Source organism: Streptomyces sp. NPDC001770, from assembly GCF_053596135.1.
The window spans coordinates 15,979-29,544 of sequence record NZ_JBSFFN010000005.1 but is presented as its reverse complement, the minus strand read 5'-3'; the positions used below and the strand labels follow the sequence as shown (position 1 = coordinate 29,544).

Genomic DNA, 13,566 nt, shown 5'->3' with positions numbered 1-13,566 from the left:
ACGCCTCGCTCAGCCGTCCGCCGGGCTCCGGTAGTGCTCGGCGACCAGGGCGCGTACGGCCGTCGTGTCGCGGTCGGCCAGCGCGTCCAGCAGCGCGGTGTGCTGCGCCGCGTCGGCCCGCAGCCCGGCGGGCCGGCCCGGTGCGGCCCCGGGCAGCGGACCCGGGCAGCGGCGGTGCAGGTCGTCGGCGAGGGCCACCAGCTGGGCGTTGCCGGCGAGGGCGAGCAGGGCGCGGTGGAAGGCGCGGTCGCTCTCCGCGTAGGCCGAGCCGTCCCCGGTCGCCGCCGCGGCGACCGTGGCCTCCGCCAGCGGCCGCAGGGTCCCCCAGCGGCAGGCCGGTACGATCCGGGCGAGCCGCAGCACGACGGGCGCCTCGATCAGCGCGCGGAGCTCGGCCAGTTCGGCCAGTTCGCGCGGGCCGCGCTCGACGACGCGGAAGCCGCGGTTCGGTACGACCTCCACCGCGCCCTCCGCGGCCAGCCGCTGCATCGCCTCGCGTACCGGGGTGGCGGACACGCCGAAGCTCGCGCCGAGTGCGGGAGCGGAGTACACCTGACCCGGGACGAGATCCCCGGCCGCCAGGGCGTCGCGCAGGGCGTCGAGGATCTGCCCGCGCACGGAGTGCCGGCGGACGGACGGAGGCGCGGCGGCCTCGCCGTGGGTGTGCTCGCCGCGCGCCGTGCCGCGTCCGGCCTGTTCGGGCACGCGAGGGACGGGACCGGCTCCGGACGCCCCGGGGCCTTCCGGCGAACCGGCCCTGCCGGACGTACCGGAGACTCCGGACGCCCCCGCCCCGGCACGCTCCGGGTACGCGGAGAACGCGAGCGCGTCCTCCCGCCGCGTTCTGCCCTGCTCCACCGGTCCTCCTCGTCCCCGCCCGCACCGTCCCGCACGGGCGCAGCCACCCGAGCACGATAGGCGCAGGACCCCCGGGTTCACACGTCGATCACTTCGGGTAAGGTAAGGCTTGCCTGCCAACGCTCGTGATTCGGTGGTCCCGCATGACCGTTCCCACGGTGCCCGCCGGCACCGCCCCGGCCTCCCCGGTGACGTCCGCGTACGCGCGCCTCGCCGAGGTCTTCCCCGGCCTGCGCACCGACGTCCTCGACGCGGCGGCGCCGCTGCCCGCAGGCTCCGGCTGGGTGCACGCGGACGGGCTCGCCTCGGGCGGCGCGGCGGTCGACACGTTCCTGCAGTGGGACGAGGCGCAGATCCTGCGCGACTACCAGCAGCGGGCCCGTCCGGACGTGGTGGCCAGCTTCGGGCTCCACCGGTACGCCTGGCCCGCCTGCCTGCTGGTGACCCTGCCGTGGTTCCTGCACCGGAGGGTGCCGCGGGTCCCGGTCGAGGACGTGGCGTTCCAGCGGGCGCTGGGCCACTTCGCCGTCCGCGTGCGCGAGTTCGCCTGCCTGCCCGACGACCCGGCCGCCTCGCACCCCGACGCGCGCGTGGTGCCGGACGAGGCGGCGCTCCGGGCCGAGGTGCTGGCGTCCGTCGCCGCCCACATGGGCCCCGTCCTGGAGGGCTTCGGCCCCCGCATGCGGCGCGGGAAGCGGGCGCTGTGGGGCATGGCGACGGACGAGATCGTCGAGGGCCTCTGGTACGTCGCCCATCTGCTGGGCGAGGAGACCCGGGCGATGACCGAACTGGAGCGGTTGCTCCCGGGCGCCACCAAGCCGTACGTCGGAGCCGCCGGCTTCCGCGAACTGACCGGTCCCAACGGCGAGTCCCTTCCCACCCGTGACCGTGCCAGCTGCTGCCTGTTCTACACGCTGCGCCCCGAGGACACCTGCGTCACCTGCCCGCGCACCTGTGACAGCGACCGCGTGAAGAAGCTGAGCGCCGCCCCGTAATCGACACCACCCGCACGAGGGAGCGTCCCTCGAATGCAACTCTTCCGTCTCGTGCGGCAGTTCGACCCAAATGCGGTCACCTGTACGCTCAAAGCCCCCCGAAGGCGTGCTCTTCCCCCGAATCCGCTTGAGGCGAGCGGAAGTTCCGTCACGATGGCGTCCGAAACGCCCTACGTGACCCGAGGAACCGCGCATGAGACTGACCGACATGTCGCTTGACTGGCTGCTTCCGGGCGCCGTGCTGCTCGTGGGAGTCATGGCGGCGGTGACGGTGGTCGCACGCGGCAAGCGTGCCGCCGGCAAAGCCTCGGCCGACGACAGCTGGGAACGCAGCGAGGACCGCCGCAGGCGCAAGGAAGCGCTCTACGCCACCGCCTCCTACATCCTGCTGTTCTGCTGTGCGGCCGTCGCCGCCGCGCTCTCCTTCCACGGCCTCGTCGGCTTCGGCCAGCAGAACCTGGGCCTCTCCGGAGGCTGGGAGTACCTCGTCCCGTTCGGCCTCGACGGTGCGGCCATGTTCTGCTCCGTACTGGCCGTGCGCGAGGCGAGCCACGGGGACGCGGCCCTCGGATCGCGGCTGCTGGTGTGGACGTTCGCCGGTGCGGCTGCCTGGTTCAACTGGGTCCACGCACCGCGCGGCATCGACCACGCGGGCGCCCCGCAGTTCTTCGCGGGGATGTCGCTCTCGGCGGCGGTGCTCTTCGACCGCGCGCTGAAGCAGACCCGCCGGGCCGCCCTGCGCGAACAGGGCCTGGTTCCCAGGCCGTTGCCGCAGATCCGCATCGTCCGCTGGCTGCGCGCCCCCCGGGAGACCTTCGACGCCTGGTCGTTGATGCTCCTCGAAGGGGTGCGCACCCTGGACGAAGCGGTCGACGAGGTGCGCGAGGACCGCCGCGAGCAGGAGCAGGACCGCATCCGCAGGCGGGACCAGGAGAAGCTGGACCGGGCGCGCATCAAGGCGCTCAACCGCCAGAACCGTGCCTGGAACAGGCGCGGAGGCCGCCAGGTGGACGCCCCCGCGCTGCCCCCCTCGCCGAACGCGGACCGGCCTGCCGTGGAATCCGCCACGACGGAACCCGGCCAGCTCCCGCTGCGCCCCCGGCCACCGCTGCAGGCCGTCAGCGGCTCACCGCGGACTGCGGGCGAACCCGGCCCGAAGAACGGCGCGCCGAGTTCCGGCGGTGACCCCCTGACCGTCGACCTCACGGCCGAGGACGACACCCAGGCACTGCCGCGGCTCGACTCCCTGGAGCGCAAACTCAAGGATCTTGAGCAGCAGTTCGGCTGAGCACCCCGGCAACGCCCGTACGGTGGAGGCGGGAAGGAGTCCGTGGGCAGAGGGTGATCCACCGCCCACGGACTCCGCACCACGTCCGGCGGCCTGAATCGGGCACCGCCTAATCGACGACCTCGAACCAGACCACCTTGCCCAGCACCTGCGCTTCCACCCCCCAGGCGTCCGCGAGGCTCCGTACCAGGATCAGCCCCCTGCCGTGCGTACCGTCGTCGGCGTTCGGTACGTACGACCGGGGCATGCCGGACGCGAAGTCCCGCACCTCCACCCGGACCCGTGCCCCCTCGACCGTGGCCGTGACGGCCGCACCGTTGCGGGTGTGGATCAGCGCGTTGGTCAGCAGTTCGCTCATCAGCAGTTCCGCCGTCTCGACGGACTCCGTGCCGATCCGGGGCCGGAGGAAGTCCCGCAGATCACGCCGGACCTTTCCGACGGCGGAGCTGTCGGTGTGCCCGAGCCGGCGGTACAGGCATTCGCCCTGCCCCTCTCCGACGCCGGGAGAACGTCCCCCTCCCCCGCGGTGACCGGCCTTGTTGTGACGTTCCATCATGTCCCCCGCCCGCACGCCGATTCAGCCTCCTTCTTCCTCGATCCCTCGAACGTCCTCACGGAATGCATGCCCCGCCACCACGCGATCACGCTTTGTCGCGCACAGTGGCGCCCGCTGGTGACTCCGTTGGTTAACTTCGAGAAAATTCCGGGGAGTTGCCGTTGACGCGGAGGGATCTACGCGCGTCATCATAGAGCCCATGCGAATCCCCCCACGGGTCATCACGCTCGGCGGCACCGCCGCCCTCCTGTCCGCGCTCCTCGTCGGTGCCCCGGTCTCGGCCGCCGTCGCGGACCCTTCCCCCACCTCCGCGGCGGCGTACGCCTCCTCCCCGTCGTACGCCGCCTCCTCCCCCTACGCGCTGTTCTCCGTCGCGTCGGTCGGCAGCATCTGTTACTCCGACCTGCCGTCCCAGGCACACGACACGCTCGACCTCATCGACGCCGGGGGCCCGTTCCCCTACTCGCAGGACGGCGTGGTGTTCCAGAACCGCGAGGGCGTCCTGCCCAGCAAGGCCGCCGGTTATTACCACGAGTACACGGTCGTGACGCCGGGCTCCACCACTCGGGGTGCCCGCCGGATCGTCACCGGTTCGGCGGTTCAGGACTACTACACCGCCGACCACTACGTGACCTTCGACCTCGTCGACCACGGCTGCTGACGCTTCGGTCCCATCGCGACACCCGGTTCCGGTACGCGCCGCCGCCCCCCACCGGCGGCGCGTACCCCTCAAGCTCCGTCGGGTAAGGGCTTCTTCAGGGCCGGGGCACGTTGCGCAGGTTGGACCGGGCCATCTGGAGCATCCGGCCAACCCCGCCGTCGAGCACGATCTTCCCCGCGGAGAGCGCGAAGCCGGTCACCATGTCGGCGCTGATCTTCGGCGGAATGGACAGGGCGTTCGGGTCGGTGACGACGTCCACGAGCGCCGGGCCCTTGTGCTTGAAGGCGTCCCGCAAGGCGCTCTCCAACTGCTTCGGCTTCTCCACCCGGACGCCGTAGGCGCCGCACGCACGCGCCACCGCGGCGAAGTCCGGATTCTTGTTGGTCGTACCGAACGAGGGAAGTCCGCCCACCAGCATCTCCAACTCCACCATGCCGAGCGCGGAGTTGTTGAACAGTACGACCTTGACCGGCAGGTTGTACTGGACGAGGGTGAGGAAGTCGCCCATCAGCATGGAGAATCCGCCGTCGCCGGACATCGAGACGACCTGGCGGTTGCGGTCGGTGAACTGGGCGCCGATCGCCTGCGGCAGGGCGTTGGCCATCGAGCCGTGGCTGAACGAACCGATCACCCGCCGCTTGCCGTTGGGCGTCAGGTAGCGCGCCGCCCAGACGTTGCACATGCCCGTGTCGACCGTGAACACCGCGTCCTCGTCGGCGATCTCGTCCAGGACCGAGGCCACGTACTCCGGGTGGATCGGTGTGTGCTTCTCGACCTTGCGGGTGTACGCCTTGACCACGCCCTCCAGCGCGTCGGCGTGCTTCTTCAGCATCCGGTCGAGGAACTTGCGGTCGCTCTTCGGCTTCACCCTCGGGGTGAGGCAGCGCAGCGTCTCGCGTACATCGCCCCAGACCGCGAGATCGAGCTTGGACCGCCTCCCCAGCCGTTCCGGCCGGACGTCGACCTGGACGATCTTCACGTCGGTCGGCAGGAAGGCGTTGTACGGGAAGTCGGTGCCGAGCAGGATCAGCAGATCGCACTCGTTGGTCGCCTCGTACGCGGCGCCGTAGCCGAGCAGCCCGCTCATCCCGACATCGTACGGATTGTCGTACTGGATCCATTCCTTGCCGCGCAGCGCGTGGCCGACCGGCGCCTTCACCTTCTCGGCGAACTCCATCACCTCGGCGTGCGCGCCGGCCGTACCGCTGCCGCAGAACAGGGTCACCCGTTTGGCCTTGTCGACCATCCTGCAGAGTTTGTCGATCTCCTCGTCGCCCGGACGGACCGTGGGCCGCGAGGTGACGAGGGCGTGCTCGACCGACTTCTCGGGCGCCGGCCGGGATGCGACGTCACCGGGCATGGAGACGACACTCACGCCGCCCCGCCCGATGGCGTGCTGGATCGCCGTCTGGAGGAGGCGAGGCATCTGCTGCGGGTTGGAGATCATCTCGTTGTAGTGACTGCACTCCTGGAAGAGCAGCTCCGGATGGGTCTCCTGGAAGAAGCCGAGTCCGATCTCGCCGGAGGGGATGTGCGAGGCGAGGGCGAGCACCGGGGCCATGGAGCGGTGGGCGTCGTACAGCCCGTTGATCAGGTGGAGGTTGCCGGGGCCGCAGGAGCCGGCGCAGGCCGCGAGGTCACCGGTGATCTGCGCCTCGGCACCGGCCGCGAAGGCGGCTGTCTCCTCGTGCCTGACCTGGATCCACTCGATCCCGGGGTGGCGCCGGACGGCGTCGACGACCGGGTTCAGGCTGTCACCGACGACGCCGTACAGCCGCTTCACTCCCGCCCGTCCGAGAATGTCGACGAACTGCTCCGACACGTTCTGCTTGGCCATGGGAATGCGCCTCTCTGCCCGTGATCCGTGCACGATCGGCTGTCCGGACTCCGGAATCCGAAACTCCCGGACCTCCGGGGATCGCAGCCGGACGGTCTCCGCAGTCCATCAACCCATGGCGGACGCGGTTACGCCTCCCAGACCGCGGCGGCCGTGCGGTCCTCCGCGTACCCCTCGATCCGGATGTGCAGGTCCGCCAGGAAGTCGGCGAGGCCGGGCGGGCCCCCGGGAGCCCAGCGCGCGGCGAGTTCCCCGGCGAGAGCCGGCTCGGCGCGCATCGGGTCGGCGAGTCCGGGGGAACAGAGCAGCAGCGTGTCACCCGAACGGGCCACGGACGCCCGGAACCTGAAGGGCTCCGGGGGCGGGGGCAGCGGGTCCTCGATGTACGGCCCCGGGGGCGTCGGGATCTGGAGGTCCAGCGTCAGCCGGTCCTCGCCGGTGCCGGGCGGGCTCGGTGCGTAGGGCTCGCGCGGCGGCGAGCCGAAGCCGACGACTGCCTCACCGCTGGCCGCCCCGCCCTCGGGGAGGGTGGGTTCGAGGTCCTGCCAGAGACCGTCGCGCAGCCGGAAGAGACCGCCGAGGCCGACGCCGAAGAACACCCGGGTACGGCAGCGCGGGTCGGCGGAGAGCAGCAGGCAGCGCAGCCCGACCGCGTGCTCCCGCGGGTCCAGTCCCAGTTCGGTGGCGCGGGACCGGAGCTTGCCGTACGTACGGTCGGTGAGCCGGTGCAGCCCGGACTTCAGCTCGCCCCTGCGCCCGGCCCGGATGTCCTCGGAGAGGCGCGCATGGCTGCGGCCGACCGCGCCGCCGATCCAGCGGCAGGCGTCCGCCGCCGCGAGGTGAGCCCCCTCGGCGCCCCGGGCGCCCCGGGTGCCCCGGGCGACGGCGACGAGGACGAGACCGCTCTCACCGCTGCCGAACCGCGCGGTGAGCAGCGCGTCGCTCCGGGGTTCGCCGCAGAACCGGGCCGCGTCGCCGCGCACGGAGACGGTGCGGAGCGTGTACGTGCCGTACCGGGCGCCGTCGAGAACGGTGTCGGGGACGAGTCCGTCGAGGTTGAGCGGGGTGGTGGCCGGCAGGGTGGCGGGCTCGGGCTCGTAGGCGGGCGGGCGGTCCCCGAGGTGGCCGGGAGCGGCGGGCCGGTGACCGGTGACCGGGAGCGGCTCACCCGCTCCCTGCGGGGCAGGGCCCTTGGCGTGCCTGCCGCCGGCCGTGTCGTTCCGGCTCTCCGCCGGAGGCGGGGGCGGGGGCACGGGCACGGCGAAGGTGCGCGGCACGGCGGGCCCGGCGGGCGTCTCCCACGGCGCCGCGAACCGGACGACTCCGGGCGGCGGCACCGGCGGGCGCTGCGGCGGGGCCGGGCGCTGCGACGGCGGTCCGAGCACCGGCGAGCGGGGGTCGGACGGACGCCGGTCGGGTGCGGGCGGGCGCGGACCGGACGGGAGCTGAGCGGACGGGAGCTGCGCGGACGGGAGCTGCGCGGACGGCTGCGTGCCGGGTGACACCACGCCGCGCCAGGCGGCCGTGACAACCGTGTCCTCGTGGTGGTCCTGGTCCGCGAGGAGAGCGTCCTCGTCGGGGTCGGCGTGGGTATAGGTGTACGGGTCGGCCTGGTCAGCCGGATCGTACGGTCCGGTGTCCACGGTCCGGTCGTACGGGCCAGTGTCGACAGCCTGGTCGTTCGGGCCGGTGTCAACGGTCCGGTCGTACGGGCCGGCCTCGGCGGCCTGGTCGTACGGGCCGGTGTCGGCCTCGGGGCCGTACGGGCCGGCCGGGTCGTCGCCGTCCGGGCCCTCGACCGCCGCACTCTCGTTTTCCGCATCCTCGCTCGCCAGGCCATTGGCGGGCTCCTGCGGGCCGTCGGCCGGAGACGTCGTCGAACTCACCGCGTCCGCGGCGGAGTCGAAGCGGTCGTCCAGAGTGTCCCGCGCGGCGGCGGGTCCGGTGTCCGGCGCGGCCCCGTCGTAGAGCTTGCGCCACCAATCGTCCTCGTGGTCGGTGGAGTTCTCCCCCTGCTGACTCATGCCCTCATTGTCACCGCGAACGGCGGCCCGAACCGGGACGTCGGGAAAAAGACACGGCCTTGGCCCGTTGGCCCGCCGGGCTGCCCCACCCCCCACGGGAAGGGCGCCCGGCGGGCCGGTCCTGGCGGCCCGCGCGACTGTTCGGCGCGTGTCCAGGGAAAACACGGAACAGTCCTAGGGCGATGCCACCTTGGCAGGGGGGCCATCAGTACGGGGATGATGGGCGCGGCGGGTTTGCGCCGTGGCCGTTTCCCGCCACGGCGAGTCCGCCGGTGCAGGTGGTGCGTGATTCGTGACGCCCGGGGAGGGTCCGAGGAGAATGCTGAGTGCCATAGGTCTCGACGAACGACAGGAAGCGGCCTACCGCGCGCTGGTCGCCCTGGGGGCGGCCGAACTCCGTCATCTCGCGCACCGTCTGGGGCTGCCGGAGGCGGAGACCGAACGGACCCTGCGCCGGCTGGAGCAGCAGGGGCTGGCCGCGCAGTCGTCGGCGCGGTCCGACCGGTGGGTGGCGGCTCCGCCCGGCGTCGCGCTGGGCGCGCTGCTGATCCAGCAGCGGCACGAGCTGGACCAGGCGGAGCTGGCGTCGGCGCTGCTGGCCGCCGAGTACCGTGCCGAGGCGAGCGAACCGACCGTGCACGACCTGGTGGAGGTGGTGACCGGGGCGAACGCGGTGGCCCAGCGCTTCCACCAGTTGCAGCTGGGGGCGGCGTTCGAGGTCTGCGCACTGGTGACCGGGAACCCGATCGCGGTGAGCGGTACGGACAACGAGTCGGAGGAGCGGGCGGCGGCGCGCGGGGTCTCGTTCCGCGTGGTCGTCGAGCGCGAGGTGCTGTCGCTGCCGCAGGGCATTCTGGAGCTGTCGGCCGCGCTGGGCCGGGACGAGCAGTGCCGGGTGGTGGAGCGGGTACCGACGAAGCTGGTGGTCGCGGACCGGGCCCTCGCCATGGTGCCGTTGACCGGCCGGAACGCCGAACCCGCGGCCCTGGTCGTCCACGCGAGCGGACTGCTGGAGTCGTTGATGGGGCTGTTCGAGGCTGTCTGGCGCGAGGCGATGCCGCTCCGGCTGGGCGAGCAGGGGTGTCTGAAGGAGGGCGAGAACGGCCCCGACCCCACCGACCTGGAGATCCTGTCGTTGCTGCTCGCGGGGTTGACGGACGCGAGTGTCGCCAAGCAGTTGGAGCTGGGGCTGCGGACGGTGCAGCGCAGGGTGAAGGGGCTCATGGAGCTGACGGGTGTGTCGACCCGGCTCCAGCTCGGCTGGCACGCGTACGAGCGCGGCTGGGTGGCCCGCAGCCACCCCCGGCGCTGACTCCGTACCCGGCCCCGGCCCGCTGCGGCGGGGTCCTGGCCGCCTCCCTCGCTCCTGGACCCGGCACGCCGCGTCCGACCTGCGCTGACGCGCGGGAACCCGGGGTCTCCGGCAGGCTGGTCGAATGAGTGTGTGGCAGCTCTTCGCCGTGGCCCTGGTGATGCTGCTCGGGCTGGTCGGGGTCCTGGTACCCGGCGTACCGGGCCAGGCGATCGTCTGGGCCGCCGTGCTCTGGTGGGCGCTGACCGACGTGTCGCCGCTCGCCTGGGGGGTGCTGATCGGGTCGACGGCGGTCCTGCTGCTCAACCAGGCGCTGAAACCCCTTCTGCCGGCCCGGCGGCCGAGGGAGTCGGGGGCGCCGCGCCGGACCCTGCTCGTCGGCGGGCTGGCCGCCATCGGGGGGTTCTTCGTGCTGCCGGTGGTGGGCGGGGCCCTCGGTTACGTCGGCGGTGTCTACGGCGTCGAGCGGCTGCGGCTGGGGTCCCGGAGCGCCGGATGGGCCTCGGTCAGGTCGGTGATGCGGGCCACGGGGTACGCGGTGCTGGTGGAGCTGTACGCGTGTCTGCTGGTGGCCGGGGCGTGGCTGGGCGCGGTGGTCCTGGGCTGAGTGCCGGGTGTGCCCGACCGCCCCGGAACGCCCGCGCCCGTCCTCGCGCCGGTTCAGTCGCGGCGCCAGCCCTCCGCCTCCACCGTGTCGGTGTCCCCGGCGGCGAGCCTGCCGAAGAGCCGGAGCACGTCCTCGGTGGTGGCCTTCTCGATCACGCCGGGGACGAGCGAGTCGTCCTCCACGTTCTCCCAGAGCAGCAGCCCGCCCGCGTAAGCGGTCAGGGACCAGCCGGACTCGTGGGTGAGCGAGATGTCCGGGTTCTCGCTGTCCGTCTCGCCGAGGGAGGCCACGGCCGCCCGCACGGCGTCGGCGTCGGGCTCCTCGACCGGAGTGCCCGTGATGTCGTACATGAAATAGGTCATGCCACTCATTAGCTCATCACGGCCGCCGGACCGGAGCACCGGCCCGGCGGCCGTGAGGAGTGACTCCTACCGGACACGCCCCCGCTTGGCCTCCATGGAGGCCCGCCCTTCCGCTCCCCTGCGCTTCCACTCGCGCAGCATCTCGGTGCGGACGCGGGCGTCGGTCTTGGCGACGATCCGCTGGTTCTCGCGCAGCAGCTTGCGGTAGCTGTCGAGCCGCCGGGCGGAGAGGGACCCGTCATCGAGGGCGGCGGTCACCGCGCAGCCGGGCTCGGAGACGTGGGCGCAGTCGTGGAAGCGGCAGCGCCCGGCCAGCTCCTCGATCTCCGAGAAGACCTGGCCGACGCCCTCCTCCGCGTCCCAGAGTCCGACCCCGCGCAGTCCGGGGGTGTCGATGAGCACCCCGCCGTGCGGCAGGACCAGCAGGTTCCGGGTCGTGGTGGTGTGGCGGCCCTTTCCGTCGACGTCCCGGGTGGCCATCACCTCCATCACGTCCTCGCCGAGCAGGGTGTTGGCGAGGGTCGACTTGCCCGCGCCGGAGATGCCGATGAGCACGCTCGTACCGCTGGAGACGAGGGCGGTGAACACGTCGACGCCCTCGCCGGTGTGGGAGCTGACGTTGAGAACCTGCGCGCCGGGAGCCACGGCCGCGACGTCCTCGGTGAGGTGCGCGAGCGTCGCCGCGTCCGGCACCAGGTCCGACTTGGTGAGGACGACCACGATCTCGGGCTGTCCGCCGGCATCCGCGTCGCCGCCCAGCAGGGCGTCGCCGCTGGAGCTGGAGAGGGCGAGCGCGAGGAACCGTTCGAGCCGGCCGAGGTCGAGTTCGACCGCGAGGGACACACAGATGACGATGTGGTCGATGTTGGTGGCGAGCACCTGCCCCTCGGAACGCTGTGAGGAGGTCGACCGTACGAAGGCCGTACGCCGCGGCAGCAGCGTACGGACGAAGCGCGGGTCGCCGTCGGGGTCGACGGCCACCCAGTCCCCGGTGCAGACGATCCGCATCGGGTCGCGGGGCACGACGAAGGCGGTGTCGGCCCGCAGAGTGCCGGAGGGAGTGATCACGTCGCACTGGCCCCGGTCCACCCGCACCACACGACCGGGCAGGAGTCCCTGCGCGGCGTACGGGGCGAAGGCGGCGGCCCAGTCGTCGTCCCAGCCGTACGGCGTGAGGGGGTGCGACGGGGCCTGGAGGCCGGAGAGAGCGGTGAGGGAGAAAGACAAGGGGAAACCCTTCACAGGGTGGCCCCGGCAGCGCGCGCTTCGGCGCGGCGAGAGGTGAAGGTCAGCCGGTGGCCACAGGGGGGAGAACAGAACTGGTCCGATTGCGGGCAGTGCCCGTCGCAGTGACAGTCATCAATGTCCTCACCTCCTGGTTCCTCGCCGGTGGCCGTTCGCCGACTCGGCGTCCCGTGCGGTGTCGCAGGGGAACGCGGTCCACCCTAGCCAGTCGCCCCCGGCGCCCGTCAACGCAATTACCGGGAGCCTCCGTCCAACCGCGGCCGCAGTCGTGCGCGCTTCCCGGGTCCGCGCCGGATTTACGCGTAAATCTCCCTCGTTCAGGTGATAAGCGTGCACAACACCCGGTCCGCCACGGTTAGGGTGCCGAGCATGACCTCATCCCAGACGTCCACCTACCCCTACTCCCCTGCCCAGTTGGGCACCCAGATCGTGATCGGATGGAGCGGCCGGAACCCTGAGAGCGGGCACGATGTCGCCTTCCTTCTGACCTACTCCCTCGGGGACGGACGGGACGGTCCGGTGGTCGGCGAGGCCTCCATGCGGACGGCGCTCGAACGGGCCGGCCTCCAGGTCGGCGGCGGCGTCGCGAACGCGGCCGAGCAGCCCGGACTCCAGGTCAAGCTCCTCGTCCAGTCCGGGCAGGCCGTCCTGACCCTCCCCCACTTCACCGCGCAGTACCCGGCACCCGACGAGTGGCTGGCCGCCGCCAGGGACCAGGGCCAGGTGTACGGCATGTTCGCGACCCGCCCCTGGCCCGAGGCAGTGCCCGGACGGCCGGTGTCCGAGGACCAGTTGCGCGCGTACGCCGCGAACCCCGAGATCGTCGCCACGTCCGCCCACTGCCTGATGCCGGTGCGCGCACTCGGCTGACCGGACCGTTGGCCGGCTGCCGCCCCGCCTCTCCGGCTCCTCCGGCCCCTCCGTTCACGACGATGCCCACCACCCCCCGTGGGGTGGTGGGCATTGTCACGAGCGGTGCCTCACCTGCGGGCGCGGGCGGCGGCGGGGAGATCCCCGCCGGCCGCCCGGCCGCGCGCGGGTCAGTTGTTGCCGGCGCCGTTGCCCGAGAGGACCGGGATGTCGTCCAGGACGTGCGACAGCGGCTCGTCGCCCTTCGCCTGCGTGGAGTTGTCCGCGCACTGCTGGTTCTGCGGGTTGGACAGGACGTTGACGTCCTGGACCGTGATCGGGATGAGCCCGATCAGCGAGCCCACGTTGGCCTTGACCGGCACACCGAGGCACAGGTCGTTCAGCGTGCCCTGGATGAGCTGGTTGTTGGGGCTGAAGGCGCCGCGGGTCTCGCTGTTGCCGACCTCCGACTCGGCGCCGTTCCCGTTGACCGTCGTGGTGCCGCCGTCGTTGCCGATCGCCAGGGCCATCGGGGCCGCGGCGACGGACAGACCGATCAGGGACACAGCCATTGCCGCGCCGGTCATCATCTTCTTCATCACGCTTCACCTTTCGGAGCGTTCCGTTGTGGAACGTATTGATCAACCCCGCGCCGCAGATTCGGTTGCGCAGTACCACTCAAATGGGTTTGATCTGGCGTGAAATAGACGCCTTTGGTCTACTGTTCGGGCGATTTGCGATGATTTCGTGCCGCCGGAACACGGGGAGCCGCCGGAACGGGCCGGCGGCTGCTGTTCGCCGCCTGCCACTCGGCGAACAGCCGGTCGTAGATGGGGGTGTCGCTCTCCGCGGGCCGCTGCCCGTGCGGCGGATTCTGACTGTCGTACTGGTCCATGGGAGAGCCCTACCCCCGCTCGGCCGCCGCGGCGGCCGGACTGCGGCATCCGGCCCAACGGCCTTACCGGGGCGGGT

The 13,566-nt window shown here is 72.2% G+C and carries 14 protein-coding genes; 6 read left to right on the top strand and 8 right to left on the bottom strand.

Going from position 1 to position 13,566, the window contains the following annotated elements:
• Positions 1-9: 9 nt before the first annotated feature.
• Positions 10-858 carry a GntR family transcriptional regulator gene (locus ACWCSV_RS06685; RefSeq protein ID WP_451139171.1) on the bottom strand — a complete coding sequence of 283 codons (849 nt, stop codon included), beginning with the start codon at positions 856-858 and terminating at the stop codon, positions 10-12.
• Between the two features lie 143 nt (positions 859-1,001).
• Here ACWCSV_RS06685 and ACWCSV_RS06680 point away from each other — a divergent pair, with 143 nt between their 5' ends.
• Together ACWCSV_RS06680 and ACWCSV_RS06675 are read left to right on the top strand one after the other, a co-directional pair.
• Positions 1,002-1,853 carry a (2Fe-2S)-binding protein gene (locus tag ACWCSV_RS06680; protein WP_451139169.1) on the top strand — a complete coding sequence of 284 codons (852 nt, stop codon included), beginning with the start codon at positions 1,002-1,004 and terminating at the stop codon, positions 1,851-1,853.
• Positions 1,854-2,046: 193 nt separating this feature from the next.
• Positions 2,047-3,141: a DUF2637 domain-containing protein gene (locus ACWCSV_RS06675; RefSeq protein WP_451139167.1), complete on the top strand. Its 1,095-nt coding sequence runs from the start codon at positions 2,047-2,049 to the stop codon at positions 3,139-3,141.
• Between the two features lie 109 nt (positions 3,142-3,250).
• Here ACWCSV_RS06675 and ACWCSV_RS06670 read toward each other — a convergent pair whose 3' ends face one another.
• Complete coding sequence (locus tag ACWCSV_RS06670; RefSeq protein ID WP_451139561.1) at positions 3,251-3,616, bottom strand: ATP-binding protein; 366 nt, start codon at positions 3,614-3,616, stop codon at positions 3,251-3,253.
• Positions 3,617-3,896: 280 nt separating this feature from the next.
• Here ACWCSV_RS06670 and ACWCSV_RS06665 point away from each other — a divergent pair, with 280 nt between their 5' ends.
• On the top strand, positions 3,897-4,358 hold the full coding sequence (locus tag ACWCSV_RS06665) for a ribonuclease domain-containing protein (protein WP_451139165.1): 462 nt from the start codon (positions 3,897-3,899) through the stop codon (positions 4,356-4,358).
• Between the two features lie 94 nt (positions 4,359-4,452).
• On the opposite strand, the gene ACWCSV_RS06660 is transcribed toward ACWCSV_RS06665, so the two are convergent.
• Both ACWCSV_RS06660 and ACWCSV_RS06655 read right to left on the bottom strand, forming a co-directional pair.
• Positions 4,453-6,195, bottom strand: coding sequence for a pyruvate dehydrogenase (locus ACWCSV_RS06660; protein ID WP_451139163.1), 1,743 nt, complete (start codon positions 6,193-6,195; stop codon positions 4,453-4,455).
• 128 nt (positions 6,196-6,323) lie between these two features.
• On the bottom strand, positions 6,324-8,219 hold the full coding sequence (locus tag ACWCSV_RS06655) for a protein phosphatase 2C domain-containing protein (RefSeq protein WP_451139161.1): 1,896 nt from the start codon (positions 8,217-8,219) through the stop codon (positions 6,324-6,326).
• 319 nt (positions 8,220-8,538) lie between these two features.
• Here ACWCSV_RS06655 and ACWCSV_RS06650 point away from each other — a divergent pair, with 319 nt between their 5' ends.
• Together ACWCSV_RS06650 and ACWCSV_RS06645 are read left to right on the top strand one after the other, a co-directional pair.
• Positions 8,539-9,531, top strand: coding sequence for a helix-turn-helix domain-containing protein (locus ACWCSV_RS06650; protein WP_451139159.1), 993 nt, complete (start codon positions 8,539-8,541; stop codon positions 9,529-9,531).
• 124 nt (positions 9,532-9,655) lie between these two features.
• Complete coding sequence (locus ACWCSV_RS06645; protein WP_451139157.1) at positions 9,656-10,138, top strand: DUF456 domain-containing protein; 483 nt, start codon at positions 9,656-9,658, stop codon at positions 10,136-10,138.
• A 53-nt stretch (positions 10,139-10,191) separates the two neighbouring features.
• Here the strand turns inward: ACWCSV_RS06645 and ACWCSV_RS06640 are convergent, their stop codons facing one another.
• Positions 10,192-10,500 (bottom strand): hypothetical protein, encoded by a 309-nt coding sequence (locus ACWCSV_RS06640; protein WP_451139155.1) that lies wholly within the window; start codon positions 10,498-10,500, stop codon positions 10,192-10,194.
• A gap of 66 nt (positions 10,501-10,566) precedes the next feature.
• Positions 10,567-11,727 carry a ribosome small subunit-dependent GTPase A gene (gene rsgA, locus ACWCSV_RS06635; RefSeq protein ID WP_451139153.1) on the bottom strand — a complete coding sequence of 387 codons (1,161 nt, stop codon included), beginning with the start codon at positions 11,725-11,727 and terminating at the stop codon, positions 10,567-10,569.
• A 387-nt stretch (positions 11,728-12,114) separates the two neighbouring features.
• Between rsgA and ACWCSV_RS06630 the strand changes: the two genes are divergently transcribed.
• Positions 12,115-12,615, top strand: coding sequence for a DUF5949 family protein (locus ACWCSV_RS06630; protein WP_451139151.1), 501 nt, complete (start codon positions 12,115-12,117; stop codon positions 12,613-12,615).
• 170 nt (positions 12,616-12,785) lie between these two features.
• Here the strand turns inward: ACWCSV_RS06630 and ACWCSV_RS06625 are convergent, their stop codons facing one another.
• Entirely contained in the window at positions 12,786-13,193 is a 408-nt protein-coding gene (locus tag ACWCSV_RS06625) for a rodlin (RefSeq protein WP_390957585.1), read from the bottom strand.
• Positions 13,194-13,312: 119 nt separating this feature from the next.
• Positions 13,313-13,489, bottom strand: a complete 177-nt coding sequence (locus tag ACWCSV_RS06620) for a hypothetical protein (protein ID WP_451139149.1) — start codon at positions 13,487-13,489, stop codon at positions 13,313-13,315.
• Positions 13,490-13,566 lie beyond the last annotated feature (77 nt).

Bases quoted from the DNA above. Each gene is read 5' to 3' on its own strand.
- ACWCSV_RS06680 (WP_451139169.1), top strand. From the start codon at position 1,002: ATGACCGTTCCCACGGTGCCCGCCGGCACCGCCCCGGCCTCCCCGGTG.
- ACWCSV_RS06675 (WP_451139167.1), top strand. From the start codon at position 2,047: ATGAGACTGACCGACATGTCGCTTGACTGGCTGCTTCCGGGCGCCGTG.
- ACWCSV_RS06665 (WP_451139165.1), top strand. From the start codon at position 3,897: ATGCGAATCCCCCCACGGGTCATCACGCTCGGCGGCACCGCCGCCCTC.
- ACWCSV_RS06660 (WP_451139163.1), bottom strand. From the start codon at position 6,195: ATGGCCAAGCAGAACGTGTCGGAGCAGTTCGTCGACATTCTCGGACGG.
- ACWCSV_RS06655 (WP_451139161.1), bottom strand. From the start codon at position 8,219: ATGAGTCAGCAGGGGGAGAACTCCACCGACCACGAGGACGATTGGTGG.
- ACWCSV_RS06650 (WP_451139159.1), top strand. From the start codon at position 8,539: ATGCTGAGTGCCATAGGTCTCGACGAACGACAGGAAGCGGCCTACCGC.
- ACWCSV_RS06645 (WP_451139157.1), top strand. From the start codon at position 9,656: ATGAGTGTGTGGCAGCTCTTCGCCGTGGCCCTGGTGATGCTGCTCGGG.
- ACWCSV_RS06640 (WP_451139155.1), bottom strand. From the start codon at position 10,500: ATGACCTATTTCATGTACGACATCACGGGCACTCCGGTCGAGGAGCCC.
- ACWCSV_RS06630 (WP_451139151.1), top strand. From the start codon at position 12,115: ATGACCTCATCCCAGACGTCCACCTACCCCTACTCCCCTGCCCAGTTG.
- ACWCSV_RS06625 (WP_390957585.1), bottom strand. From the start codon at position 13,193: ATGAAGAAGATGATGACCGGCGCGGCAATGGCTGTGTCCCTGATCGGT.
- ACWCSV_RS06620 (WP_451139149.1), bottom strand. From the start codon at position 13,489: ATGGACCAGTACGACAGTCAGAATCCGCCGCACGGGCAGCGGCCCGCG.